Consider the following 24,740-nt stretch of genomic DNA (forward strand, 5'->3'; position numbering starts at 1 on the left):
GCCGGCCAACGCCCCTGGGCGGAGGGCGTGCCAGACCCCACGACTCGCGGGGTGGACCCCGGGCAGGCCCTAGCCGAGTTCCAGTGTCGTGACGCCGAAGACACGGTGCCGAGCGTAGGGGCGGACCGGGCCGGTGTACATGCGGGCCGTCTCGAAGGAGGGGGTGAAGCCTGCTCGTTCGGCCAGGGCGAGGCCCGGCGCGTTCGTCTCGGGCACGTCCACGGCGACCTCGCTGCCGGCCGCCTCGGCGGTCAGGGCGGTGAACAGGGCCTGCGCGTCCTCGGGGGTGTCGGCGAAGAGCGGGCCGATGCGGAGCGAGTCGTGGCCGGGGCGGATCACTCCGTAGCCGGTGACCCGGTCGCCGGTGCGGCGCACGAGGGCACGGTGTCCGGTGCCGGTCAGCCAGTGCGCCAGGAAGCGGGGTCGGTCGGCCGGGTAGCAAGCGCTGTCGTAGGCGGTGAGCTCGGCGAGGTCGGTCTCCTGCACATGGTGCACGCCGGCCGGGGCCTCGGCCGCGGGCGCGGTCCCGGTGAACCGGATGGTGCGGTGGGCGAGTTCGAAGCCGGAGCGGCGGTAGTTGTCCTGCTGGGCCACCACCCCGTCGAGACCGATGGTGCGGCTGCCCGCGTGGGCCAGCGCGGTCTTCCAGGTGGTGAGGCCGTGTCCGCGGCCGCGCAGGTCGGGCCGGACGAGGTAGCAGCCGAGGAAGGCGTAGTCGGGGCCGTAGTTGACGACGGAGATCGCCGAGACCGGTTCGCCGTCGATCCGGCCGAGGAAGAACCCGTCGGGGTCCTGCGCGAAGAACGCCGCTTCGTCGGCCGCTCCCGGGTTCCATCCCTCGTCCGCGGCCCATCCGCTGATCACCGGCCAGTCCTCGGGTCCGGCCTGGGTGACGACGAGGTCTTCGAGGGCAGCGGAGGTCATGCGTGCGCTCCATTCCGTGGGGGTAGGGCGGACAAGGGGGCGCGATGATCGACCGCGCCCCGCAGCATCCTTGCGGATCTTGCGGGGCGCGTCACGGTGGGTTTGAGCCGTTGCCGAGCGAGCTCAGCGCCCCGGCCCTGGACGGAAGCGCCGTCGGATGGCGGCTCCGCCCAGCACCAGTGCGGCGCTGGCCAGGGCGGCGGGCAGTGTCTGGTCGGTGCCGGTGTGGGCGAGGGAGGCCGGCGCCTTGCGTGGGGCGGCGTGCAGGGCGGGCGCCGACCGCGGATGCGCCTTCGGCGGGACGACCGCAGGCTTCGGATGAACCTTCGCCGGGACGGTCACGGGCTTCGCAGGCGCCTCGGACGGGGCGGTCGGCTCCGGCTCGCTGCAGGAGCAGGCGTGGCCGACGGAGTCGTCGACGGATTCGTCGTCGGTGGCCGCATCGCCGGCGCCGGCCACGTTCGCCGTGTTCCCGTCGGCGTTCACCGGGAGGTGGACCGGGAGCTGGAGGGTGTCGCCGGAGACCGCGCCCGGCGAATCCTCACCGCTGCCGCGGGCTGCACTGCCGCCGGCCGCACGTTTGCCGGCCGCACCCTTGTTGCTGCAGCTGTTGCCCGCGGCGGGGTTGAGGAGTCCCGCCACGCTCGCGGTGTTCCCGCACACGTTCGCCGGTACGTGGACCGGGAGCTGGGCGGTGTTGCCCGAGGTCACGCCGGGCGAGTCGGCGGTCGCACCGTCCGCCGCGGCTGTGGCGTAAGCCGGAACCGTCAACGCCATCGCTCCCGAGGCAGCGGCGACGGCGATCACACCGTTTCGGGTAACCCTTCTCATAGGTTCCCTGCCTTCCAGACATGGCCACGGGTGCATACCCGCGCCGGAGAAGCGGGCACGCGCCCGCACCGGATAAAACGCCTGGAAATCGTCCAGGTTATGGCTTATTCACCTTTCACCCCATCGAGTGGCGCGGATGTCGCGCTCACGACCAAACCGCCGTATGCGCGGCGAAGGAGCGCAGGGTAAGGCATCCCGTAGGCCCCCGCTCGCCCGGAGGCGCGCCCTGCGGCATCCGCTTATCGTGATCGAGGGCGCCGTTCTCCCGGTCCCCGGCGGGCGCCCCGGGAGGCATTGATGCTGGCCAAGCTGTCAACGCGGCCCGCTGTCCGACGCTTCGCCGTCACCGGAGCCGTAGGCCTGGCCCTGCTCGCCGCAGGGCTGCCCACGGCCGCCTCGGACCGCACCGGGCCCGACCTGTCACGGTTCTACCGGCAGAAGATCACCTGGTCCGGGTGCAAGGGCGCCGACATGCCCAAGGACCTTCAGTGCGCCAAGGTCACCGTCCCCCTCGACTACGCCGGCCCGAAGGCCGGCACGCTCGACCTGGCCCTCGCCCGCTACCGGGCGACCGGCAAGAAGCGGGGTTCGGTGCTGCTGAACTTCGGCGGCCCCGGCGCCGGGGGTGTCAGCCAACTCGCGTCCGGCGGCGACGACTTCATGAGGCTCACCAACGGCTACGACGTGGTGACCTTCGACCCGCGCGGGGTCGGCAGGTCCTCACCGGTCAGCTGCGGAGACGGCTCCGAGGAAGCCTCGGCCGCCGCCGACGGGATCACGGAGAGCAACGATCCGCGGGCCGTGCTGCGGCAGTTGAAGGAGGCGGCCGCCCAGTGCGCGAAGCACTCGGGTCCGGTACTCCCCCACATCGGCACGGTGAACGCCGCACGCGACCTGGACGTGATGCGTGCGGCGCTCGGCGACAAGAAGCTCAACTACCTCGGTTTCTCCTACGGAACCCGGCTCGGCGCCGTGTACGCGGCCCAGTTCCCCAAGAAGGTCGGGCGGTTGGTCCTCGACGGGGTGGACACGCTGACCGAACCGATGTCCGAGCAGGGAGTGGCGGGTGCCGAGGGACAGCAGACGGCCCTGGACGACTTCATCACCTGGTGCACCAAGGACATCGCCTGTCCGTTCGGCCAGGATGCGCGCGCTGCCCGTGAGCAGGTCGTGCATCTCGTCGACTCCCTCGACAAGGACCCGTTGCCGACGGACTTCGGCCAGGAATTCACCGGGCAGGACCTGGTGGGGGCGATCAGCCAGGCGCTCTACAGCAAAGACCTGTGGCCGTCGCTGGAGCGCGCGATCGCCGAGCTGGTCGAGGACGGCGACGCGCGCGGGGTGATGGGTTTCTCGTCCGGCGGGGACGCGCTTCCCTTCCGGCAGCACGCCGGGGGCGGCCTGGTCGACGAGAACGACGTCCCGCTCGACAACCTTCCGGCGGCGCTGATGGCGATCAACTGCGCGGACGATCCCGATCGCCCGGGCGCCGACCGGATCGTCGAGGACCTCGGCCGGTTGCGCGCCGAGTACGAGCAGGCCTCCCCGGTCTTCGGCCGCTACCGCCTCACCGAGCTGCTGATGTGCTACGGCCGCCCCAAGGGCACCGACTTCATCCGCGACCGGGTGCGCGACGTCCACACCCCGAAGATGCTGCTCGTCGGCACCCGCGGCGATCCGGCGACGCCGTACCGCTGGACCGTGGAGACAGCGAAGCGGCTGGGCTCCTCGGCCGTGGTGCTCGACAACAAGGGCGAGGGCCACACCGGTTACGCGTCCTCCAAGTGCGTCCAGGGCAAGGTCGACGACTTCCTGCTCTACGGCAGCCTGCCGCCGACCGGCAGCTCGTGCGGCCCGGAGGACGACGAGACCCCGGCCACCTGACGTGTCAGCTCTCCCAGGAGGCGAGCTGCCGCAGCGCCCCCGCCGTCCTTACGAACCCGTCGTCCCCGAGCAGCGCCCGCAGTTGCGCGTTCAGGCGGTCGACCTCCGGCTGTCCGGCGCGCAGGGCGGCGACGCCCGCCTCGGTCAACTCCAGCCTGACGGCCCGGTGTTCACGCAGATGCTGCTGCTTGAGCAGGAGTCCCGCCGCGGTGAGCCGTCCGACGAGAGCCGTGACGGCGGATTCCCGCAGGCCGAGGATGCGGGCCAGCTCCTGCTGGGTGAGCCCGGGCTGGTCCCGCACGGCGAACAGCGCGCCGAGCTGGGCGGTGGTGACGCCCGCGGCGGCCAGGCAGCGGCGGTCGACCGTCGTGCGCAACTGGTGCGCCGCCCGCTGCAGCAGGAAGTAAAGACGCTGATCAGGCTCGGACATGGGCCGATCTTGACAGACGGGGCCGGCCCGCGCCACTGTCACTTCACTAGTGAAGTGAACTGAAAGGGTGAGCAGGACGATGGATCTGGACCTGGCCCGCGAGATCCTCGCCCAGCAGCCTTTCAGCAGGCTGCTGGGCGCCCGGGTGACGGAGTTCGGGGACGGCGAGGCCACCCTGGAGCTGGACATCCGCGAGGAACTGCTCCAGCAGTACGGCTTCGTGCACGGCGGGGTGCTCTCCTACGCGGCCGACAACACGCTGACGCTCGCAGCGGGCACCGTCGCGGGGGCGGGGCTGATCACGTCCGGGTTCACCATCGACTACCTGCGCCCCGCCACCGGCGAGGTCCTGCGCGCGCACGGCCGGGTGGTGCGGGCAGGCCGCACCCGGGTCGTCACCCGCTGCGACCTGATCACGATCGACGCCGCCGGGGAGCAGACCCTGTGCGCCGTGGCGCAGGGCAACATCGCGGTGATCGAGCCGAACGGCGAGCAGCGGTAGACCGGAAGCCGGAATTGCCCTGATTGCCCAGTACGGCTGTCCCTAATGCCCTTTGGGGGAAACGGCCCTATGGTGCTTGGTATGGAGCACGACCTGAGTCCCTCAACCCTGTCCGAGCTCCGGCGCCCGCGCGCCTATCCGGCCGTGTCGGTGCTGACGCCCACACACCGCCGGGAGCCCGAAAACGCCCAGGATCCGGTCCGGCTGCGCAATGTGGTGGCCGAGGCCAAGAAGCAGCTGGAGTCCGACCCCGCGGTGACCCGCGAACGGCGCTCCGACGTGGTCCGTCAGCTCGACCAGGCTCTTCGGGAGGTGGACCTGACGCATGCCGAGGACGGCCTGGTGATCTTCGCCGCTCCGGGGGAGCACCAGGTGTGGTCGCTCGCCCGCACGGTGCCGGAGCGCGTGGTGCTCTCGGACACCTTCCTGACCCGCAACCTCGTCTCCGCCCAAGCAGCCGAACGGCCGTTCTGGGTACTGTCGGTCTCCTCCGACCGGGTCACCCTGTGGAGCGGCGGCACCGACCGCGTCACGGAGGAGCGAACCGGCGGATTCCCCATGATCAGGCGCCCGGTGAACTTCGACGCCGAACGGCAGGAACGCATCGGCGACATGCCGAGCACCTTCCGCGACGAGGACACCCGCCACTTCCTGCGGGAGGCCGACGCCGCGATGGGCATGGTCCTGCGCGAGCAGCCGCGGCCGCTGTACGTCACGGGCGAGCAGGCGGCCCTGTCCGCGATGGACGAGGTCGGCAGCGTCACGAAGGAGGCGGTGCACGTCCGGCACGGCGGTCTCGCGCACGGCACTCCCGACGCCGTGTGGCAGGCGGTACGGCCGAAGGTCGCCGCCGAGGCACGCAAGAACACCGAAGCCGTGGCCCGGGAGCTCGAAGCGGCCCGTGGCCGCAAGGCGTTCGCCGCCGGTGTCGACGAGGTCTGGCAGAGCGCCCGCGAGGGCCGCGTAGGGCTGCTCGCGGTCGAGGAGAACTACCGCGTGACGGTGCGCGACGTCCTCGGCGGCCATCTGATCCCGGCCGAGAGCGGCGACCTGGACTCCCGCGAGGACATCGTGGACGAGATCGTCGAACAGTGCCTGGAGACGGGCGCGGACGTCCGCTTCGTGCCGGACGGGATGCTGGGCGACGCCCACGGGATCGCGGGAATCCTGCGCTACTGAACCCCACCCGCCTCGGGGCGGGCCACCGCTCGTCGATTGGCCCGCGACCCGGGCACGGCACCACTGGCAGACTGCGATCTCCTGGTGCCGTGCCTCGAGGAGATGTTCATGCAGGTCGCCGTGGTCACCTTCGACGGATTCAACGAGCTGGACAGTTTCATCGCCTCCGCGCTGATCAACCGGTGCCGGAAGGACGGTCTGGAGGCCTTCATCACGACGCCCGAGCCGGTGGTCGCCTCCATGAACGGCGTCGAGGTGACCGGGCAGCGCCCCATGGAGTTCGTGAGCGAAGCCGACGTCGTGCTGATCGGCAGCGGGGTGAAGACGCGGGACGTGGTCGCCGACGACCGGCTGATCTCCCGGCTGCCGCTCGACCCCGCACGGCAGTTGATCGGTGCACAGTGTTCGGGCGCCCTGGTGCTCGCCCGGCTCGGGCTGCTGCATTCCATGCCCGCCTGCACGGACAGGACGAGCCGGCCCTTCGTCGAAGCCTGCGGCGTCACCGTGCTGGACGCGCCGTTCCATACCGCAGGGAACATCGCCACGGCCGGCGGCTGTCTGGCCTCGCAGTATCTCGCCACCTGGGTCATCACCCGCACCCTCGGGGAGGACGCCGCCCGCGACGTCCTCGACTACGTGGCCCCGGTGGGCGAGAACGAACAGAGCGTCGAGCGCGCCCTGCGTGCCGTCCGCGCGGGCGAGGCCGCACTGCGCTGACGCCCCGCGAACCGCACCTCAGACATTGCCGAACAGCGAGCTCAGCCCCTCCTCGACGGCCGTGCCGATGTCCTCCTGCCCGGCCGCCACCACGGCATAGGTGCGCAGCAGGAACCGGCGCAGGGCCGCGGTGTCGAACTGGAGCAGGGCCAGGCCGTAGGGAGAGTGCAGCTCCATGACGGTACGGTCCTGTCCGCACGGCCAGATGTGCACGTCGCCGTGCCCGGCGGGACCGCGCAGCCCCTCGTCCAGCAGGGCGCGGCCGAAGGTCCAGGTCACTCCTGTGCCGTCCAGGGAGACCTCGGGCGGGAAGTCGAGGTGCACGGCCAGCGGCTCCGTGGCGGCATAGCGCAGCGTGGCGGGAACCGGGAGCTCCCGCTCGTCGGCGGTGATCAGACGGCCGCGGGCGGGCTGCTCGAGGGTGAGGTCCATGGTCGGTCTCCACTGCGGTCGGAGGTCGGCCGGATTTCCGGTGTGCTGGTACGAGCCCGCAGGAGCCGTTTGCATTACGTGGAAGCGCTTGCAATTTTGTGTGACCTGCGTCACGCGGCGAGGGCTAGAACAAAGAGGCGTCGAACGCACGACTGAACGCGCATCGGAAATTCACAACAACCCTTCAAATCGCGTACGCTGCCTACGACTTGACCCGCCTGCGACGTACGCCATTCGCACCGCACGACCGCTCCGTGAAGACTGTGGCATATGCCAGAAGCACCACCGTATCGTGTGTTGCCAAATCCCTTACAGGGCGTCGCGGGCTGTGCAACAGTCGTAACGGTCCTTCAACCGCCTGCCCCGGTCGTACCGTCCCCGCATCGGAGTGCGCCATGCCGTCCCACCTCTCTGCGGATCACCCAGCCGCCCAGCCGCCAGGACGCGGCTCGGTCGAGGCGCTGATATCGCAGACGCGGCGGCTCAAGGGCGGCGTGGACGCCGTACGGCGGGACGCCCGCGGCGACGGCTCGGACCCACAGGAGCGGTGGCAGCGTGCGCTGTGCGATCTGGCACTGCACCAACTCAGCGACATCGACACCCACTTGGGGCAGCTCCGGGACGGCCCGCCGCCCGTGCCCCCGGTCGCTGACCCGGCACACCTCGCCCGGGCCGTGCCCTCCGCTCCCCCGCGCGACTCGCTGCTCAGCCGGGTCGGCAGCGCCGAGTGGAACCTGCTGACGGACGAGGCGACCTGGTCCGGGGAGCTCTACCAGATCCTGGGCCGCGACCCCGCCACCCCGGCACTCACCCTCGACGAACTGCCCTCCCTGGTACTGGACGAGGACCGCGCCAAGCTGACGACGATGGTCACGGACTGCCTCGTCGACGCCAAGCCCATCGACGGCGAGTTCCGCATCGTGCGCCCGGACGACGAGGTCCGCACCGTGCACATGATGGGCGAGCCCGTGCTCGACACTGACGGCAGCACCGCCTCGATGTGGGCCGTACTGCGGGACGTCAGCGAACTGCGCCGCAGCCAGAAGGTGGTGAGCGAGACCCGTGACTCGCTGCAGCGCCACCAGCACCGCGCGCAGACCGAGCACCGGCTCGCGGTCGAGTTGCAGGAAGCCGTGCTGCCGCCATGGCGTGGCTCCCTGCGGCTCCCGCAGCAACGGCCCGAGACACTGGACCTGGCGGCACACCATCTGCCGTCCTCCACCAGCGCACTGATCGGCGGCGACTGGTACGACGCGCTGGAACTGCCAGACGGCCAGACCCTGCTCGGCGTCGGCGACCTCACCGGACACGGCATGGCCGTCGCCTCGGGCATGGCGACGCTGCTGGGCGCCGTGCGCGGCATGGCGATGGCCGGCACCGAGCCCGGGCAGCTGATGGCCTGGCTGAACCAGTTACTCGACGCCACCGTGCAACCCGCCCTCGGTACCGCCGTCTGCTGCCGCTACCGCCCCGAGACCCGCACGCTGACCTGGGCACAGGCAGCACACCCCGCCCCGCTGCTGTTCCGCAACGGGACGGGGCGCAGGCTGCACGCACCGAACGGCGTCCTGCTCGGTGCGACCTCGCAGGCCTCCTACCAGCAGGCGGAAGAGACCCTTGAGCCGGGCGATTTGCTCCTGCTGCACACCGACGGGCTGGTGCCCGGGCGCGGGAGTACGGAGACGCTGACCGCGGACCAACTCCTCGGCCTGGCCCCCCGCTTGACCGAGGCAGAGACCGCGCAGGACTGCGTACGGATGGTCGTGGAGGAATACGGCGAGGCCGACCGCGAGAACGACGCGTGCCTGCTCGCCGCCAAGGTGAGGTGAACCCTCCGGGTGCCCCGGTGAGATGAAGCCCGGCTGACCCGGTGAGATGAAGCAGCGACAGCTGCACAGGCCCCCTATGCCCGTGCGCTGTTGCCGCCCTTCGCCGTCCTGGGCAACGCGAGTTTGATCTCCTCCCGCAGCTCGTGGATCTTCGGGTAGCTGGAGTACTCCGCGGTGAGCCGGTACATCTGGCGCAGCCGGTCCCAGGTGCGGTGGGAGGAGTTGGATCCCATCGACATCAGGGCGAGGCGTGCATAGCGGTCGGCCTGTTCGGGGTCGTCGGCGATGAAGCACGCCGAGGCCATGGACAGGAAGTCGAAGATCTTCGACCGCTGCCGTCCGTCGACCCTGAGGGCCAGTGCCTTCTCCGCGTAGTGCTGGGCGTGCACGGCCGCTCCCGGTTCGTGCTCGGCCAGGGTGCGGTAGGCCAGGGCCTGCATGCCGTACAGGTCCTCCTCCTTGAACATCTGCATCCAGCTCGGCGGCGGCACATCACCCCGGTCGGAGACGAAGAGGTCCTCCGCCCGGCCGAGGGTGCGGCGCATCGCCTGGCCCTTGCCCATGGAGGCCTGTGCCCAGGCCTCGATGGTGTAGAGCATCGCCCGGGTGCGCGGCAGCACCTCGTCGCCGGAGCCGGACTGGGCGAGCTTCATCAGGTCCAGTGCGTCGTCGGGCCGGCCCAGGTGCACCATCTGGCGCGCCGCCCGGGAGAGTGCCTCCCCGGCGCGGGGCCGGTCGCCGCCCTCTCTCGCGGCATGCGCGGCGATGACGAAGTACTTCTGGGCCGTGGGTTCCAGGCCGACGTCGTGCGACATCCAGCCCGCGAGGACGGCGAGATTGGCGGCGACGCCCCACAGACGTCGCTGGAGATGGTCGGGGTGACGGTAGGCGAGCATGCCGCCCACCTCGTTGAGCTGGCCCACGACCGCCTTGCGCTGCAGCCCGCCGCCGCGGGCGGCGTCCCAGGCCCGGAACACCTCGACCGAGCGCTCCAGTTCCTCGATCTCCTGCGACCCGATGGGAGCGGCCTCGTAGCGGTCGAACCCGGCGGGGTCGGCGTGCAGGGGATTGTCGAAGTCGGGAGCGTCGGCGGAGAGGGTGGGATCGGTGTGCAGCCAGTCGTACATGGCGCTGCTGAGTGCGGATCCTGCGGTGAGCGCGACACCCGCGCCCACCAAGCCGCGTCGGTTGAGCATGAGGTCCATTCCCGTGAATTCGGTGAGGACCGCCGCGGTCCGCTCGGGCGCCCACGGCACACCGTCGGGATGTTCCACACTCCCGGCGTCCTGCCGTTTCCCCGTACGCCCGTGCCGGACCAGACCGAGGTCCTCGATGGTCACGACACGGCCGAGACGCTCGGTGAACAGAGCCGCCAGCACCCGTGGCACCGGATCGCGCGGGATCTCTCCCATGTCGATCCAACGCCGCACCCGGGAAGTGTCGGTCGACAGCTGGGGGTGGCCCATGGCCGCCGCCTGCCGGTTGACCAGCCTCGCGAGTTCACCCTTGGACCAGCCGGCCAGGCCGAACAGGTCCGCAAGGCGGGTGTTGGGTTGTCCGCTCACGTCAAGCCCCCAGGTTCTCGGCTGAGTTGACAGTAGCCCGGTGCAAGTTGCCGGGCGACTATTCGCCAGGGTTCGCCAGGGTTCGCCAGATGGTGTGCCACTGGGCATCGGGTGTCAGGTAGGAAAGCGCCACCCCGACCCGGTCGCCTTCTTGAACAAGGGATGCATTCCCCAGGGTGCACCCGAGGTGCCGGGCCGGGTAGCGCTTTGTCGTCGCAGGCACACGAAGGGATCTGTTTCGCCCATGTACGCAGCATCGTCCTCCGTGTCCGCCCCGCCCCGGTCGCTGCACTCCCGCCCGGCGGGCAGCGGCCCCTACCTCGACCCCGGCGCGCGTCCGGCGGCCCCCGCGCTCGGCGCGGGCCGGCCGCGGCGCCCCGCCGGGCTCGGCACGCAACCGCTCAGCGGGAGACTCGACTTGTCCGGCCCCCAGGGCGCCCAGCTGCGGACGGCGATCGCGTCGGTGCACCGGATCTGTCCCGAGTTCGCTCCGGTGCAGATATTGCGCCGCAGCGGCCGGTCCGTGCTCCTGGTCGGCACCACCGGGCGCAGCACGGCCGTCGCCAAGTGTTTACTGGACCACTCCCCAGCCTGGGCCGAGCGGATCCGCCATGAAATAGCGGCATACCGCTCGTTCGTCCGGCACCGCCCGCCGGTGCGGGTGCCGAGACTGATCGCGGCGGACCCGGACAACTGCACACTGGTCATCGAGCGGATGCCGGGACGGGTCGCGGCACTGCAGCGGCACCCGGCCGAGGCCCCACCGCGCGCCGACATCAGGGCGGCCCTCGGCGCGATCTGCCGGCTGAACGCCTGGCGGCCGCCGGCGGGCACCTTCGACGCCCCGCTCGACTACGCGGCCCGCATCTCCCGCTACCACGAACTGGGTCTGCTCACCGACCGCGACATGGGCGACCTGCAGAAGCTGCTGCACGGCATCGCGCACTCGGCGGGCCGGCAGGGCATGGGCCAGTTCTGCCACGGCGACGCACTGCTCTCGAACATCCTGCTCTCACCGGCCGGTCCAGTGCTGGTGGACTGGGAGCACGCGGGCTGGTACCTGCCGGGCTACGACCTGGCCACCCTGTGGTCGGTGCTCGGCGACGCGCCGGTGGCCCGCCGTCAGATCAGCCAGATCGCGCAGTCGGCGGGCCCGGCCTCGCGGGATGCGTTCCTGGTGAACCTGATGCTCGTACTGACCCGTGAGATCCGTACCTACGAAACAGCCGTGCAGCGTTCGATGCACGACACGACCCCGGCGGCACCGGGAGTGGCCCACCCAGGTGCTGCGCCGTCCGGCGAGGAACAGCGGCTGCTGCTGAGGCGGCTGCACGACGACTGCCAGCTGGCCCGACGGGCCGTACGCGCGGCGGTCGGCACTCGCTGACGGGGACGAAGGTCCGCGGTGCGCCCAGGACAACGGCGTACCGCGGACCTTCGTATGTGCGCACCTGCTCGGCAGACCTTTCCGAAGGGTCTTCGCCAGGGGCCATTGGTGTACTCCACTGACGCCCCGCAGGCCCGCACACCGCCGCGCAGAAACTCCTCCACCCTCGTGTTGACATGGGAAATCTCCTGCCTCTGGGCATGATTGACGGATCGTCGGCCAGCGGGTACCACTGACCCACCGCTCGGCCCTGCACGCCCCGCCACGCTCGTTCGTCCCAGGAGGCTGCGTTGAGAGGATCTGCCACCGACCCCACATCCGCGCCCGGCCACAGACGCACGCGCAGAACCGCCGGCGCTCTCGCCGCCGCGACCCTGCTGCTGCCGCTGCTCGGCGCGGCCCCGTCCGACGCCCGGCCCGCCGAGGACCGGCTCCAACAAGCGTTCGCCGCCGCCTCCGCCGAGTACCACGTGCCGCAGAGCGTGCTGCTGGGCGTGTCGTATCTGCAGTCCCGGTGGGACGCGCACGGGGGCGCGCCGAGCGTGTCCGGCGGTTACGGCCCGATGCACCTCACCGATGCCCATACCGCGATCGCCCGCACCGCGCGCCACAGCGACGGCACGGGGGACGCCCGCGGGGACACGGCCCGCGCCGCCCTGCACCCGGACACCAAGGTGCCGGAGAACGCCGAACTCCCACCCCGGCTCAAGACGTTGCCGAAGGCGGCCGACCTGACCGGGCTGAGCGCCGAGCGGCTGCGCACGGACCCGGCCGCCAATGTGGCGGGCGGTGCCGCGCTGCTGGCCGCCGAGCAGAAGGAGCTGGGAGAGCCGCTCAGCGCGGACCCGGCGCAGTGGTACGGGGCGGTGGCCCGTTTCTCGGGCGCGGACGACACCTCGACGGCGGCGGCCTACGCCGATGACGTGTACGAGGTGATGCGCACCGGCGAGCAGCGCACGACGGACGCCGGACAGTACGTCGTCCTGACCGCCCAGCCGGACCTCGCCCCCGACACCGCGCAACTGCAGAAGTCCGGCCTGCGCACCCTCTCCGCGGGCGGCACGGAATGCCCGAAGTCGGTGTCCTGCCAGTGGGTCCCGGCGCCGTACGAGGAGTTCGGGGACAACGACTACGGCAACCACGACCTGGGCGACCGCCCCGCCTCGCAGAGCATCGGATACATCGTCATCCATGACACCGAAGGCACCTGGGACGGGGTCCTGAAGCTGGTCCAGGATCCCACCTATGTGTCGTGGAACTACACCCTGCGCTCCACGGACGGCCTCATCGCCCAGCACGTCAAGGCCAAGGACGTGGCCTGGCACGCGGGCAACTGGTACATCAACGCCAAGTCGGTCGGCCTGGAGCACGAGGGCTTCCTCGCCGCGCCCGACGCCTGGTACACGGAGGCGATGTACCGCGCCTCGGCGCGCCTGGTGCGGTACCTCGCCGCGAAGTACCGCATCCCGCTGAACCGGCAGCACATCCTCGGCCACGACAATGTGCCGGGCCCCACGACGTCGACCATCCCGGGCATGCACACCGACCCCGGCCCGTTCTGGGACTGGCGGCACTACTTCGAGCTGCTGGGCCACCCCTTCCGGAAGACCGCAGGCAAGAGCGGCGGGCTGGTGACGATCCGGCCCGACTACGAGGCCAACCAGCCGGAGTACACGGGCTGCGTCACCAAGGACGAGCCCTGCGCGGCGCACGGCTCCAGCGAGGTGCGGCTGTACTCCGCTCACGACGAGCACTCCGCCCTGGTCAAGGACGTGGGTCTGCACAAGAACGCCGACTCGACGATCGACGTCAATGACGTGGGCTCCCGGGCGTCCACCGGCCAGCAGTTCGCGGTGGCGGGCCACTACCGGGACTGGACGGCGATCTGGTACCTGGGCCAGAAGGCATGGTTCAAGAACCCCAAGAAGCACCGGACCGCGGTGGACGCGTCGGGATACGTGGTCACCCCGAAGCCGGGTCTGGACAGCGTGCCGGTCTACGGGCGGGCCTACCCGGAGGCCTCGGCGTACCCGGCCGAGGTGCCCGCGCAGGCGGTGTCGCCGCTGCCGTACACACTGCCGAAGGGGCAGAAGTACGTGGTCGGCGACAAGGTGCCGGGCGAGTACTACTACGCGGTCACCTTCACCACCGACTCGCACCGGGTGGTCGTCGGCAAGGACCTGTACTACGAGATCCAGTTCGGACACCGGGTGGCGTTCGTACGCGCCGCGGACGTGACGGTGGTGCGGTCCCGCCGGTAGCCGGTGTCAGCCCTGCTGGAACAGCTCCGCCGGGAGCGGCTTCAGCAGGGCGTACAGGTCGTCGGTGATGGGACGGTCCCAGGCGGCGATGGTCACCAGGACGTTGTCGCTGCGGTCGAACTGCACGCAGGAGATACGGCTCTCGGAGAGCTTGAGGCGGCGCACGATCAGGAGATTGTCGCCCTGCATGACCGGCATGTCCTCGACGCCGACGACGCTCACCTCCTCCTCGTTCTCCAGCGCGAGCAGCAGCTGGGCCACCTCGAAGGGGATCTCGCCCTCGGCGGTCTCGCGGGCCGGGGAACCCTCGGGCAGATTGCCGATGATCATCGCGGGGCCGCGGCCGCCGAACAGGTCGTAGCGCAGGAAGACGCCCTGACAGGTGCCGTCGGGGGCGGGCAGCAGCCCGGCGCCCAGATTGCCGGGCCAGTCCCCCGGATCCATGGCCAGTACGTCGAAGTCGGGCCCGGCGGGGGTGGCGCTGCGGCGGCGGAGGAACGACATGTCGCCCATGGTACGTGGTGCCGTTCGGCGATGTGCGGGAGGTCACGGGGGTTTCGAGGCGGTCGTGCGGGTGCGGCTTGCGGGTGGCTGGTCGCTCCCCCACTCTCGACTTCGCTCGAGCGGGGGGACCCCCATCGCGGCGGAGCCGCACATCGATACAGCCCCGCGCCCCTAAGGCTCTGCCCCCGGGGTTGGCCGTCCAGCATCCAGCGCCGCTCCCAAGCCCGTGATCTCCGTGCCCATCTTCCTGTAGACCGCGGAGAGCAGGCGTACGGCCGTCGGCTCGTCCAGGTGCAGTTCCTTCGCGATCTCTGCCTCGGTACGGCCCTGAGCTGCCAGGTTGGCGACCGTACGTTCCCGGGACGTCAAGGTGTCCGTCTCGGTGCTGTGGAGGCGGCGGGGGCGGAGACCCGCTGCGGCCAGTTCGTCGCGGGCTGTTTCGGCAAGGCCGTCGGCGCTGCACTGGATGGCCGCGTCGAGCCCTCGGTAGAGGTGTTCGGCGGCGTCTCGGGGACGGCCGGTGCGGCGCAGTTCGGTGCCCAGGGCCACGAGGGCGCAGGCGAGTTCGTAGGCTGCCGGGGAGCGTTCCAGATGGGCGACGGACTCCTCCAGGTATTTGACGCGGGCCGAGCCCGAGGAGACCTCGGCGGCCGTCCGCAGGGCCTGGCCGATGGCGGACGGGGTGCCGAACTGGCGGGCACGGGCGAGCGCTTCGAGGGCGGTGGCGACGGCCCTTTCGGGCGTGTCGTGGCTCTCGGCGCGGGCGAGGTGGAGCTGCCAGGGGCACCAGGCGGGGTTGCGCATGCCGCGCGGTTCCAGGCGCCGGCCGGCGGCGGCCAGCTCCTCGGCCGCTTCCTTGGTGCGGCCGCGGGCGAGCAGGAGTTCGCCGTGCACGGTCTGGGCGTCGGGGAAGACGACGGCGGCCGGGAAGGGGGCCTCGAAGGAGTAGTCCTCGGCGACCTGCGCGGCCTCGGTGATCCGGCCGCGGGCGAGGAGGACCTCGATGAGGATGCCCACGGCGTACCAGTGGGCGGGGGTGCCGGGGCCCACCCGCTCGGCGAGCCGGAGTCCCGCCATGACGAAGTCCTGCGCCTCGGAGAGCCGGCCACGGCGGTAGCGGACGTAGGCGAGGAGTGTGTAGGCGAAGGAGAGGTGGGCGCCGCGCCAGCCCTGGCGCTCGAAGTCGGCGATCCCGGTCGCGAACAGCTCTTCGGTCCGCCCGGGCCGGTCGGCGTACATGAAGGCGAGCGCGACCAGGACGGGCACCTCGAAACCGCGGTCGGGTTCGGCCCAGCCGAAGCCGCCGGCCAGGGCGCGCTCGGCGTGGCGGAGGGCGACGTGGGCGGGTTCGCCGCGCAGGACGGCGTCCCAGGTGCGCAGGCCGATGATGTAGCGCTCGGTGAGGTCGCGTCCGCTGAGGCGGTCGGCGAGCCTGGTCAGGCGGCGGGAGCGGGAGGGGTGGTCGGGTTCGTCGGCGCGGAAGGCGTCCCACATGAACTGTTCGGCGGTCATGCGCAGCTTGACGCGGGCGTCGTCGGTGGCGCGGATCTCGCGGGCGAGGGTGTCGGAGGCCTCGGCGAGGCGGTCGCTGTGGGCGAGGACCTGGGAGAGCCGGTAGACGATGTGCTGGCGCAGGCCGGCGTCGGCGATGGGCTCCTCGAGGGCGGCGCGCAGGTGGTTGACGGTGGTCGCGGGTTCGGTGAGCAGGGAGGCCGAGCCCAGTTCGTACAGCACGGCGGCGCGGTCCTCGTAGGGCGGAGGCTCCCGCAGGGCACGGGAGAGATAGCTGCGGGCGGCGTCGGGGGCGCCGGCGCGGAGGGTCTCCTCGGCTGCGGCGCGCAGTTGCTGGACGACCCAGTTGTCGCCTTCGGGGTGGGTCTCCAGGAGGTGACGTGCGGCGGCGGAGGGCCCCTGTCCGTCGTTGATCACACACCAGGCGGCCTGGCCGTGCAGGGCGACGCGGACGCCGGGCGGGATGGCCCGGTAGACGGCGGTGGCGATCAGGGGGTGCACGAACTCCAGGGTCTCGGCGCCGGTGAGGATGCGGGCGCCGCGCAGGGCGTCGGCGGCGTCGGCGGCCTCCTCGTGGCCGAGTCCCGCGACGGCGGCGGCCAGCAGCGGATGGATCTCGGTGCCGAGGACGGCGCAGGCCCAGGCGAAGCGCACGGTGGAGGCGCCCAGGCGTTCGAGGCGGGCGACGAGGCCACTGCCCTTGACGGCGGCCGCAAGATCGCGCAGCAGATGGGCGCCGGTCTCGGTCGGGGCGAGGCCGCGGTCGCGCACCTTGGCGACGAGCTCCACCGTCTCGAACGGGTTGCCGGCGGTGACGGCCCAGCACTCACGGCAGAACGCGTCGTCGGCGTGCGCGCCGAGCGTCTCCCGTACCAGGCGGGCGACGGCGGCGGCGCTCAGCGGCTCCAGGTCGAGGGGGCGGCCGCCCGCACGCCCCGGCAGTCCCTTGAACGACTCGGCGTGGTCGGGGAGTTCGTCGGGCCGGTAGGCGACGACGACCAGCAGCGGGAGCTGTTCGGCGCGGGGCGCGAACGCGGCGAGCCAGCGCAGGGATTCGGGGTCGGCCCAGTGGGCGTCGTCAAGGACGAGGACCATCGGGGCGCGCAGTACGGCGAGATGGGTGAGCACCCAGTCGAGGCCGTCGCGCAGGCCCTGCTGGTCGGGCGGGGCGCCGTCGGTGGGGGCGCACAGGCCGAGGGCGGGGCCGACGATGTCGTACCAACTGCCCAGCGAGGCCCGCAGATCGGTCTCCGCGGATCCCGCCAGTTGGGGCTGCAGCAGCTGGCGGGCGACATGGAAGGCGACGCGCTGTTCCTGGTCGCCGCCGCGGGCGGACAGCACGGTGCAGCCCCGGGCGGCGGCGCGCCGGCGGACCTCGGCGAGGAGGGTGGTCTTGCCGATGCCGGCACGCCCGGCGACGGCGAGGAGTGCGCCGCGGGGGCGCTCGGACGGCTCGGCGCCGTCCTTGCGCAGCCCGGTGAGCTCTCCCAACGCCTCGTCCACTGCGGCGAGTTCACTCTCGCGCTCGAAGATGGTGCGGCTGCTCCGCACGCTGCGCTGCCCCATGGCATACCCCCTGTCACGGTGGTGCGCCCGCGCGGGGAGTGGGCGCGCACCGTGACCTACAGGTACCTCAGCGTACGCCTCGCGGGAGTCGCGCGACCCGGTCTGTGGATTACTGACCGAACCGCTTCAGGGGCTGATCCCCCCGCGGTGGAGTCTGTTCTGAACACCGGGGCACATCCCTCCGTATCCCCCATAGAGGGTCTCCCGTGGCAGACGAGGACAAGCCCGACAGGTGGCGGGCAGGCCCGGAAGGGGATGAGCCACATGGCACTCACGGCACACAAGGCCCGTACGAGGGGTACGGCACTCGGGGTCACGGCGTCGGCCTTCGCCGCCGCCCTCGTTCTGGCCGCCTGCTCCAGCGGGGGTGGTGGAGGCGGCGGAGGCGGCTCGGCCTCCTCCGGAGCGAGCAAGGCCTCGGGGACCCGGGTGACGGTCACCGAGACCGAGTACGGGCTGAAGCTGTCCCGGTCGTCGTTCACAGCGGGCACCTACACCTTCGTCGCCGACAACAAGGGCAAGATCACGCATGCCCTGTCCATCGACGGTCCCGGCGTGGAGGACGCCAGGACCAAGAACATCCAGGGCGGCCAGGAGGCGAACGTGACGGTGACCCTCAAGAAGGGTTCGTACGATTTGTACTGTCCGATCACTGGTCACAAGCAGCTCGGGATGAACACGCACATCCAGGTCGGCTGAGCCGTCACCTTCCTTGGACGGTCTTGTGCCGGTCGTGGTGGCGGGCGACACGTGCGCGGTTTCCGCAGGAGGGCCCGCACCAGTCCTGGCGCGGGTGCTCCTGGAGGAAGTAGCGCACGCGGCGCGGCGCGGGACAGGCGCGCAGCCGCTGCCGGTCGGGGCCGGCGAGGAAGGTGATCGCGGCCTGCGCGAGGGTCCCGGCGAGATCGTGAGCGCCGTCGGCCGCCTTTCTGCGGACGGCGGGTTCGGCGCCCGCGGGCCAGTGCAGCACGGGGACGGTCGGGGTGCGGGCGGCCGCGGCGTTGAGGCGAGCGACGGCTTCGGGTACGGGCAGCGGGCGGGCCGCGTCGGCGCGGCTGGGTTCGGCGGGGCGTACGGCGTGGGCGAAGAGGGCACGGACGGCCGCCCGCAGGTCGCGTACGGCGGTGAGGCTCGCCCGGTCGGCGGCGAAGGCGGCGGCGTCCGGCACGGTGTCGGGGTGGGCGCGGGCCGTGTCCGTCGTGACGGATGGTGAGGGCGAGGTCGAGAGCGAGGCGGGTGTCCCTCGCGAGCGGTACGGCGGTGTCCATTAGCGCCTGGGGGAAGGTTCATGGCGGGTCCGCGTCGGCTGCCGCGCGGGCTTGAGGTGTTCGCGGGCGAGCTGCCGCGGGGGCGCGCCGACCGCACGCCACGACCGTCTCGACGGCCGGTGCAGCGGGAACCCGACGGCCCGGTCACTGATCCTGAAAAGCCTTTCGCGGCCCTGAACCATGTCGACGCTCACGGCTGCCGCCTCAAGGGGCGCGGGGAACTGCGCGACAAGCCCCCGCGCACCTGCACCGCACCCCGCGCCGTCAGCGGCAATTCCCGACTGAGTCGGCCAGGCGCCGGCCCTCACTCCTCCCCCATGACCGGCGGCACCACCGCCACCGGGGCCGCCGCGTGCAGCAGGACCGCCTGGGTGACCGAGCCCATCATGCGGGCGGGCGCCAGCAGACGGCGGCGGTGGCGGCCCACGACGACCAGGTCGGCGTCCTTGGAGGCCGCGACCAGCTGACCGGCCGCGTCGCCCGGCATCGCGTAGGTGTCGACGGGGACGTCGGGGTGCCTTGAGCGGTGCGGGGTGAGGAAGCCCTCGGCGAGGGTCCAGGTCTCGTTCTCGACGGCGTTCTGGTCGACCAGCGGCGGCCCGAGTTCGCCTGGGACGGTCCAGGGCTGCACGGGCCACATGTAGGCGGCGACCACATGGAGGCGGGCACCGCGCAGCCCGGCCTCGGTGAAGGCGAAGGCGAGGGTCGCCTCGTCGGGGCTGTCCACCTGCAGGCCGACTACCACGCGCGGGCCGGGCTCGACCGGTACGTCGCCGTGCACCTCGCGGCCGGGACGGGGCACCACCACGACGGGGCACTCGGCGTCCCGGGCTGCGGCCATGCCGTTGGAGCCGAGCAGCAGACTGGCGAAGCCGCCGCGCCCTCGGGAGCCGAGCACCAACAGCTGGGCGCCGGTACCCAGTTCGGGCAGCAGGGCGGCCGGCACCCCCTCCAGCCCGTGGTACTCCACGGCCGGCAGGTCGGCCCGCCCCTTCAGATATGTGCGCACCTGGCCGAGCACCGGGTCGTCGCCCGGCACCGGCGGCCCGGCGGCAAGGATGTCGGGCTGCGCCCAGGCGGCGTACTGCCGCACATGGACCACCCGCAGCGGCACCCCGCGCCTGCGGGCGTCGTCGAGGGCCCAGTCCAGGGCGCGCAGACTGTCGTCCGAACCGTCGACCGCCGCGATGACCGGCAGGGTGCTGCACATGGGTTCCTCATCTCCGGGAGACGACCTTCCCTTCCCGGGGCCAGCCTCGCTCAGGCTTCGGCCCAGGAAGGGCGCTCAAGGTCGCGTGTCCGCAAAGACGGATGGAACACCCCCGGATCGGCCCGTCGGCTCAGCCGCGGGGCCGCCGGGTCAGGTCAGGTCGAACTCTCCTTCCCGCGCCCCCGACACGAACGCGCCCCATTCCGCGGGCGTGAAGATCAGGGAAGGGCTTTCCGGGCGGCCGCTGTTGCGCATCGCGATGAATCCCTCGACAAAAGCGATCTGGACATCCCCCAGGCCACGGCTGCTCGAGTGCCAATCGGCGTTGCTGAGGTCCAGCTCAGGCTTGTCCCAGCCCGCAAGCGGGTGCTGCTGGATGGTGGTCTCGGCCACGTCCGTGCTCCTCCCGATTCGTCGTCCGCGGCCAGCCTAGCGATCGGTTTCTGATGCCAACAGGCCACGTGAGGGGGACCTTTCCGGAGTCTTCTACGACTCCGGGGGTTCGCTCCCCACGAGCCACATCGAGAAGAACTGCGATCCGCCCCCGTAGGCGTGTCCGAGGACGCGACGGGCCCCTTCCACCTGGTGTTCTCCGGCCTGCCCGCGCACCTGGAGCGCCGCCTCGGCAAAACGGATCATGCCGGAGGCGCCGATGGGATTGGTCGACAGGACACCGCCCGACATGTTGACGGGCAGGTCCCCGTCCAGTTCGGTCACCCCGGCCTCGGTGAGTTTCCAGCCCTCGCCCTCCTCGGCGAAGCCGAGGTTCTCCAGCCACATCGGCTCGTACCAGGAGAACGGCACATACATCTCGACGGCGTCGATGTCGCGGCGCGGGTCGGCGATCCCCGCCTGCCGGTACACGTCGGCGGCACAGTCCTTGCCGGCCTGCGGCGACACGGCGTCCTTGCCGGCGAAGAGGGTGGGCTCGCTGCGCATGGCGCCGCCCAGCATCCAAGCCGGCGGCCGGGGCGCGCGCGCCGCGCCGGCCCGGTCCGTCAGCACCATGGCGCAGGCGCCGTCGGAGGACGGGCAGGTCTCGGAGTAGCGGATCGGGTCCCACAGCATCGGCGAGGCCTGGACCTTCTCCAGGGTGATGTCGTGCTCGTGGAGGTGGGCGTAGGGGTTCTTCAGGGCGTTGCGCCGGTCCTTGTAGGCCACCAGCGAGCCGACCGTGTCGGGCGCGCCGGTGCGCCGCATGTACGCGCGCACGTGCGGGGCGAAGAAGCCGCCTGCCCCGGCGAGCAGCGGCTGCTGGAAGGGTATCGGCAGGGACAGGCCCCACATGGCGTTGGACTCGGACTGCTTCTCGAAGGCCAGCGTCAGCACGGTGCCGTGGACGCGGGCCGCGACCAGGTTGGCGGCGACGAGCGCGGTCGAGCCGCCGACGGATCCGGCGGTGTGCACCCGCAGCATCGGTTTGCCCACCGCGCCGAGCGCGTCGGCGAGGTAGAGCTCGGGCATCATCACGCCCTCGAAGAAGTCGGGCGCCTTGCCGATGACGACGGCGTCGATGTCGGCCCAGGTCAACTCGGCGTCTTCAAGGGCACGTTGGGCCGCCTCACGCACAAGTCCCGCGATCGACACGTCCCGCCTCGCCGCCACGTGCTTGGTCTGGCCGATGCCTACGACGGCCACGGGCTCCTTGCTCATCGGGGATCCCCTTCGAGTACGGCGACCAGGTTCTGTTGCAGACAGGGCCCGGAGGTGGCGTGGGCGAGCGCCCGGTCGGACTCGCCCCGGTGGATGCCGGCGGCGGCCTCACCGATGCGGATGAGGCCGGCGGCCATGATCGGGTTGGCGGCGAGAGCTCCGCCGGACGGGTTGACCCGCACGTCGTCGCCGAGCCGCAGCGCCTTGCGCAGCACGATCTCCTGCGAGGTGAAGGGTGCGTGCAACTCGGCGGTGTCGACGGGCCGTTCGAAGGCGCCGGCCTTCTCGGCGGCCAGCCGGGTGGAGGGCGAGTCGGTGAGGTCGCGGACACCGAGGCCGTGGGCCTCTATGCGGTGGTCGATGCCGCGGATCCAGGCGGGCCGTTCGCACAGCTGACGGGCCCGCTCCCCCGCCGCGAGGATCACGGCGGCCGCGCCGTCGCCGATGGGCGGGCAGTCACCGGTACGCAGGGGCCGTACAAGGTAGTCCCCGTGCGGCACCGAACCCCGCAGCTGGGCATGGGAGTTGGCGGCCGCGTCCGCACGGCTGCGGGCGGCGACGGCGGCGAGCGCGGGCTCGTCGGTGTCGCCCGCGTCGATCAAGGCCTGCGCCTGAAGGGCGGCCAGAGCCACGGAGTCGGGCCACAGAGGGGCCAGGTAGTACGGGTCGAGCTGCCGGGTCAGGACGTCGCGCACGGAGCCGGGCGAGGACTTGCCGTACGAGTAGACGAGGGCGGTGTCGGCGTCCCCGGTGAGGAGTTTCGTCCACGCCTCGTACAGGGCCCAGGCGCCGTCCATCTCCACGTGCGACTCGGAGATCGGCGGCCAGGCGCCGACGCCGTCGAGGGCGAGGGTGAAGGAGAACGCGCGCCCGGCCAGGTAGTCGCTGGAGCCGGAGCAGGTGAAGCCGATGTCGGCGGTCTTCAGACCGGTCTGGTCGAGGACCTCGTGCAGCACCGGCATGAGCATCTCCACCTCGGAGAGTTCCTCGCTGGTGCGGCGGTGGTCGGTCTGGGCGAAGGCCACCAGTGCTATGTCACGCATCACAGCAGCTCCTTGTACGTCTCGTACTCCGCGTCGGGCTCGCCGGTGGGCCGGTAGTGGTCGGGGTAGCGGGCCCCTTCGGTCCACACCGGTTCGACGCGCAGGCCCATGCGCACCTGGTCGTAGGGGATGCCGCCGATACGGCCGTGCAGCGCGAGGCCGGCGCCGTCGAGGGCGATGTGGGCGTAGACGTACGGGACTTCGATGTCCAGGTTCTTCGCCTTGATGTTGACGATGCAGAAGGTGGTGACCGTGCCGCGCGGCCCCACCTCGACCTGTTCCGACGTGGCCAGGCCGCAGGTGGGGCAGGCGCCCCTGGGCGGCACGTACACCTTGCGGCAGGCGGGGCAGCGTTCGCCGACGGTCCGCCGCTCGGAGAGGGCGTTGATGTAGGCGGTCTGGGCGCGGCCGGGCGAGTAGGTGTAGTCGAGGCGGGCGTGGGCGACGATGCCGCTGATCGCGTCCTCGAACTCGCCGGTGTGCCCGGTGGTTCGGGCGGGTCCGCCGTCGTACGGCTCGAAGCAGGCGATGTCGGTGATGGCGCCTTCACGCGCTTCGGCCCAGCGGACGCGGACACGCATACCGGTGCGTACGGCGTCCGGCCCGGGGACGTCGAGGGCGTGCAGCAGGGCGGTGTCGGCCCCGTCGAGGCGGACCAGGACCCAGGCGAAGGGGGTGTCGAGGGGCTGCCCGCGGCGGGGTTCGTGGTTCCAGGCCCAGGTGGTGACCGTGCCGGTGGGGGCGACCTCGACCAGGTCGCGGATCTCCTCGGCGGTGACGGGGTCGTACTCGACGGGCGGGACGAGGACACGGCCGTCACCGGTCCTCACCCCGAGGACGACCCGCTCACGCAGTCCGGTCAGAAAGGCGCTCTGCACAGGCCCGAGGGATCGGGTGAAGGGGAATTCGACGGCGAGGGGAGCTTTGAGGACTTCGGGCATCGGGCTGCCTCCTTGAGAAGTCGGCGGTGATGACGCGCCCCGACAGGGGCGCGGGGCAGTGACATGTGCGGCTCCGCCGCGATGGGGGTCCCCCGCTCGAGCGAAGTCGAGAGTGGGGGAGCGACCAGCCACATACGACCCGCACCTTCCGAACGGACCAGGCCGAGCGCAGCGCTACGCCCGCTTGTAGACAGGCGGCCGCTTCTCGGCGAAGGCGCGGGCACCCTCCCTCGCATCGGCCGTGTCGAAGACCGGCCACCCCCGCTTGAGTTCGGAGGCGAGCCCGTCCGTCTCCGTCATCTCGGCGGTCTCGTACACCGACGCCTTGACGGCCTCCACGGCGAGTGGCCCGCAGGCGTTGATCTGTTCGGCGATCTCCAGGGCCTTGGCGAGGGCGGTGCCGTCGGGCACGACATGGCCGATCAGGCCGATGCCGGCGGCCTCCCGGGCGGTGTAGGGGCGCCCGGTGAGCAGCATCTCCAGGGCGTGGGTGCGCGGGATCTGGCGTTGCAGCCGCACCGTGGAGCCGCCGATGGGGAACAGTCCGCGCCTGACCTCGAAGAGCCCGAACGTCGCCGACTCGCCCGCGACGCGGATGTCGGTGCCCTGGAGGATCTCCGTGCCACCCGCCACGCAGTAGCCCTCGACGGCGGCGATCACCGGTTTGCGGGGGCGGTGGTGGCGCAGCATCGCCTTCCAGTGCAGGTCCGGGTCGGCCTTGAGGCGGTCCCGGTGGTGCTCGCCCTCCATGCCCTGGCCGGCGAGGGCCTTGAGGTCCATGCCGGCGCAGAACGCGCCGCCCGCACCGGTGAGCACGATGGAGCGGACGGCGTCGTCCTCGTCGGCCTCGATCCAGCCGTCGTACAGACCGACGAGCATGGACAGCGAGAGCGCGTTCTTGGCGTCCGGCCTGTTGAGCGTGAGCACCAGTGTGGCGCCTTCGCGCCGCACAGTGAGGTGTTCGGTCCCACCCATCACCCATCTCCCCTCTCAAAGAACGAGAACAGGTTGCAGTAGGCGGGGAGCCACTTCAAGGGTTTTCTGACAGGCAGTCAGATTTCTTCGCGCGGGCCCTTCACAGTTGCCGCCCGCTTTGCTCTGA

21 protein-coding genes and 1 pseudogene are annotated in these 24,740 nt (G+C 71.5%); 8 read left to right on the forward strand and 14 right to left on the reverse strand.

The features are described 5' to 3' along the window. Nucleotides 1-69: 69 nt before the first annotated feature. Both ACWC1K_RS08350 and ACWC1K_RS08355 read right to left on the reverse strand, forming a co-directional pair. On the reverse strand, nucleotides 70-924 hold the full coding sequence (locus ACWC1K_RS08350) for a GNAT family N-acetyltransferase (RefSeq protein ID WP_450829498.1): 855 nt from the start codon (nucleotides 922-924) through the stop codon (nucleotides 70-72). A gap of 123 nt (nucleotides 925-1,047) precedes the next feature. Continuing rightward, nucleotides 1,048-1,701 carry a chaplin family protein gene (locus ACWC1K_RS08355; protein ID WP_450829833.1) on the reverse strand — a complete coding sequence of 218 codons (654 nt, stop codon included), beginning with the start codon at nucleotides 1,699-1,701 and terminating at the stop codon, nucleotides 1,048-1,050. A gap of 351 nt (nucleotides 1,702-2,052) precedes the next feature. On the opposite strand from ACWC1K_RS08355, the gene ACWC1K_RS08360 reads away from it, so the two are divergent. Then, entirely contained in the window at nucleotides 2,053-3,639 is a 1,587-nt protein-coding gene (locus ACWC1K_RS08360) for an alpha/beta hydrolase (RefSeq protein WP_450829499.1), read from the forward strand. Between the two features lie 4 nt (nucleotides 3,640-3,643). Here ACWC1K_RS08360 and ACWC1K_RS08365 read toward each other — a convergent pair whose 3' ends face one another. Continuing rightward, nucleotides 3,644-4,069 carry a MarR family winged helix-turn-helix transcriptional regulator gene (locus ACWC1K_RS08365; protein ID WP_450829501.1) on the reverse strand — a complete coding sequence of 142 codons (426 nt, stop codon included), beginning with the start codon at nucleotides 4,067-4,069 and terminating at the stop codon, nucleotides 3,644-3,646. 79 nt (nucleotides 4,070-4,148) lie between these two features. Here ACWC1K_RS08365 and ACWC1K_RS08370 point away from each other — a divergent pair, with 79 nt between their 5' ends. The 3 genes from ACWC1K_RS08370 to ACWC1K_RS08380 all read left to right on the forward strand — a co-directional run bounded on the left by ACWC1K_RS08370 (nucleotide 4,149) and on the right by ACWC1K_RS08380 (nucleotide 6,467). After that, nucleotides 4,149-4,571, forward strand: coding sequence for a PaaI family thioesterase (locus tag ACWC1K_RS08370; RefSeq protein WP_450829835.1), 423 nt, complete (start codon nucleotides 4,149-4,151; stop codon nucleotides 4,569-4,571). A gap of 81 nt (nucleotides 4,572-4,652) precedes the next feature. Further along, complete coding sequence (locus ACWC1K_RS08375; protein ID WP_450829502.1) at nucleotides 4,653-5,750, forward strand: baeRF3 domain-containing protein; 1,098 nt, start codon at nucleotides 4,653-4,655, stop codon at nucleotides 5,748-5,750. A gap of 108 nt (nucleotides 5,751-5,858) precedes the next feature. Next, nucleotides 5,859-6,467 carry a DJ-1/PfpI family protein gene (locus ACWC1K_RS08380; protein WP_450829504.1) on the forward strand — a complete coding sequence of 203 codons (609 nt, stop codon included), beginning with the start codon at nucleotides 5,859-5,861 and terminating at the stop codon, nucleotides 6,465-6,467. Between the two features lie 18 nt (nucleotides 6,468-6,485). Here ACWC1K_RS08380 and ACWC1K_RS08385 read toward each other — a convergent pair whose 3' ends face one another. Continuing rightward, nucleotides 6,486-6,899, reverse strand: coding sequence for an SsgA family sporulation/cell division regulator (locus ACWC1K_RS08385; RefSeq protein ID WP_450829506.1), 414 nt, complete (start codon nucleotides 6,897-6,899; stop codon nucleotides 6,486-6,488). A 395-nt stretch (nucleotides 6,900-7,294) separates the two neighbouring features. Between ACWC1K_RS08385 and ACWC1K_RS08390 the strand changes: the two genes are divergently transcribed. Continuing rightward, nucleotides 7,295-8,728, forward strand: a complete 1,434-nt coding sequence (locus tag ACWC1K_RS08390) for a PP2C family protein-serine/threonine phosphatase (protein ID WP_450829508.1) — start codon at nucleotides 7,295-7,297, stop codon at nucleotides 8,726-8,728. A gap of 74 nt (nucleotides 8,729-8,802) precedes the next feature. On the opposite strand, the gene ACWC1K_RS08395 is transcribed toward ACWC1K_RS08390, so the two are convergent. Further along, complete coding sequence (locus ACWC1K_RS08395) at nucleotides 8,803-10,293, reverse strand: DNA-binding protein NsdB (protein ID WP_450829510.1); 1,491 nt, start codon at nucleotides 10,291-10,293, stop codon at nucleotides 8,803-8,805. Nucleotides 10,294-10,537: 244 nt separating this feature from the next. On the opposite strand from ACWC1K_RS08395, the gene ACWC1K_RS08400 reads away from it, so the two are divergent. Next, the gene (locus ACWC1K_RS08400; RefSeq protein WP_450829512.1) at nucleotides 10,538-11,680 is read left to right on the forward strand and encodes an aminoglycoside phosphotransferase family protein; all 1,143 of its coding nucleotides are present in this window, start codon (nucleotides 10,538-10,540) and stop codon (nucleotides 11,678-11,680) included. Between the two features lie 290 nt (nucleotides 11,681-11,970). After that, complete coding sequence (locus ACWC1K_RS08405; RefSeq protein ID WP_450829514.1) at nucleotides 11,971-13,941, forward strand: N-acetylmuramoyl-L-alanine amidase; 1,971 nt, start codon at nucleotides 11,971-11,973, stop codon at nucleotides 13,939-13,941. A gap of 6 nt (nucleotides 13,942-13,947) precedes the next feature. On the opposite strand, the gene ACWC1K_RS08410 is transcribed toward ACWC1K_RS08405, so the two are convergent. Together ACWC1K_RS08410 and ACWC1K_RS08415 are read right to left on the reverse strand one after the other, a co-directional pair. Next, nucleotides 13,948-14,445 carry a hypothetical protein gene (locus ACWC1K_RS08410; protein WP_450829515.1) on the reverse strand — a complete coding sequence of 166 codons (498 nt, stop codon included), beginning with the start codon at nucleotides 14,443-14,445 and terminating at the stop codon, nucleotides 13,948-13,950. 171 nt (nucleotides 14,446-14,616) lie between these two features. Beyond that, nucleotides 14,617-17,523 (reverse strand): ATP-binding protein, encoded by a 2,907-nt coding sequence (locus ACWC1K_RS08415; RefSeq protein WP_450829516.1) that lies wholly within the window; start codon nucleotides 17,521-17,523, stop codon nucleotides 14,617-14,619. A gap of 264 nt (nucleotides 17,524-17,787) precedes the next feature. On the opposite strand from ACWC1K_RS08415, the gene ACWC1K_RS08420 reads away from it, so the two are divergent. Further along, nucleotides 17,788-18,222, forward strand: coding sequence for a plastocyanin/azurin family copper-binding protein (locus tag ACWC1K_RS08420; RefSeq protein ID WP_450829518.1), 435 nt, complete (start codon nucleotides 17,788-17,790; stop codon nucleotides 18,220-18,222). A gap of 4 nt (nucleotides 18,223-18,226) precedes the next feature. Here ACWC1K_RS08420 and ACWC1K_RS08425 read toward each other — a convergent pair. The 7 genes and pseudogenes from ACWC1K_RS08425 to ACWC1K_RS08455 all read right to left on the reverse strand — a co-directional run bounded on the left by ACWC1K_RS08425 (nucleotide 18,227) and on the right by ACWC1K_RS08455 (nucleotide 24,613). Then, a pseudogene (locus ACWC1K_RS08425) lies at nucleotides 18,227-18,791 on the reverse strand (ABATE domain-containing protein). A gap of 304 nt (nucleotides 18,792-19,095) precedes the next feature. Beyond that, complete coding sequence (locus ACWC1K_RS08430; protein ID WP_450829519.1) at nucleotides 19,096-20,001, reverse strand: universal stress protein; 906 nt, start codon at nucleotides 19,999-20,001, stop codon at nucleotides 19,096-19,098. Between the two features lie 150 nt (nucleotides 20,002-20,151). Beyond that, complete coding sequence (locus ACWC1K_RS08435) at nucleotides 20,152-20,394, reverse strand: DUF397 domain-containing protein (RefSeq protein ID WP_450829521.1); 243 nt, start codon at nucleotides 20,392-20,394, stop codon at nucleotides 20,152-20,154. A gap of 93 nt (nucleotides 20,395-20,487) precedes the next feature. Further along, complete coding sequence (locus tag ACWC1K_RS08440; RefSeq protein WP_450829523.1) at nucleotides 20,488-21,654, reverse strand: thiolase domain-containing protein; 1,167 nt, start codon at nucleotides 21,652-21,654, stop codon at nucleotides 20,488-20,490. Beyond that, complete coding sequence (locus tag ACWC1K_RS08445) at nucleotides 21,651-22,697, reverse strand: thiolase domain-containing protein (protein WP_450829524.1); 1,047 nt, start codon at nucleotides 22,695-22,697, stop codon at nucleotides 21,651-21,653. The genes ACWC1K_RS08440 and ACWC1K_RS08445 overlap by 4 nt, the downstream gene beginning before the upstream one ends. Beyond that, nucleotides 22,697-23,638, reverse strand: a complete 942-nt coding sequence (locus ACWC1K_RS08450; RefSeq protein WP_450829526.1) for a Zn-ribbon domain-containing OB-fold protein — start codon at nucleotides 23,636-23,638, stop codon at nucleotides 22,697-22,699. The genes ACWC1K_RS08445 and ACWC1K_RS08450 overlap by 1 nt, the downstream gene beginning before the upstream one ends. Before the next feature lie 174 nt (nucleotides 23,639-23,812). Continuing rightward, nucleotides 23,813-24,613, reverse strand: coding sequence for a crotonase/enoyl-CoA hydratase family protein (locus ACWC1K_RS08455; RefSeq protein ID WP_450829527.1), 801 nt, complete (start codon nucleotides 24,611-24,613; stop codon nucleotides 23,813-23,815). Between the last annotated feature and the right edge of the window lie 127 nt (nucleotides 24,614-24,740).

The organism is Streptomyces sp. NPDC001492 (assembly GCF_053597275.1).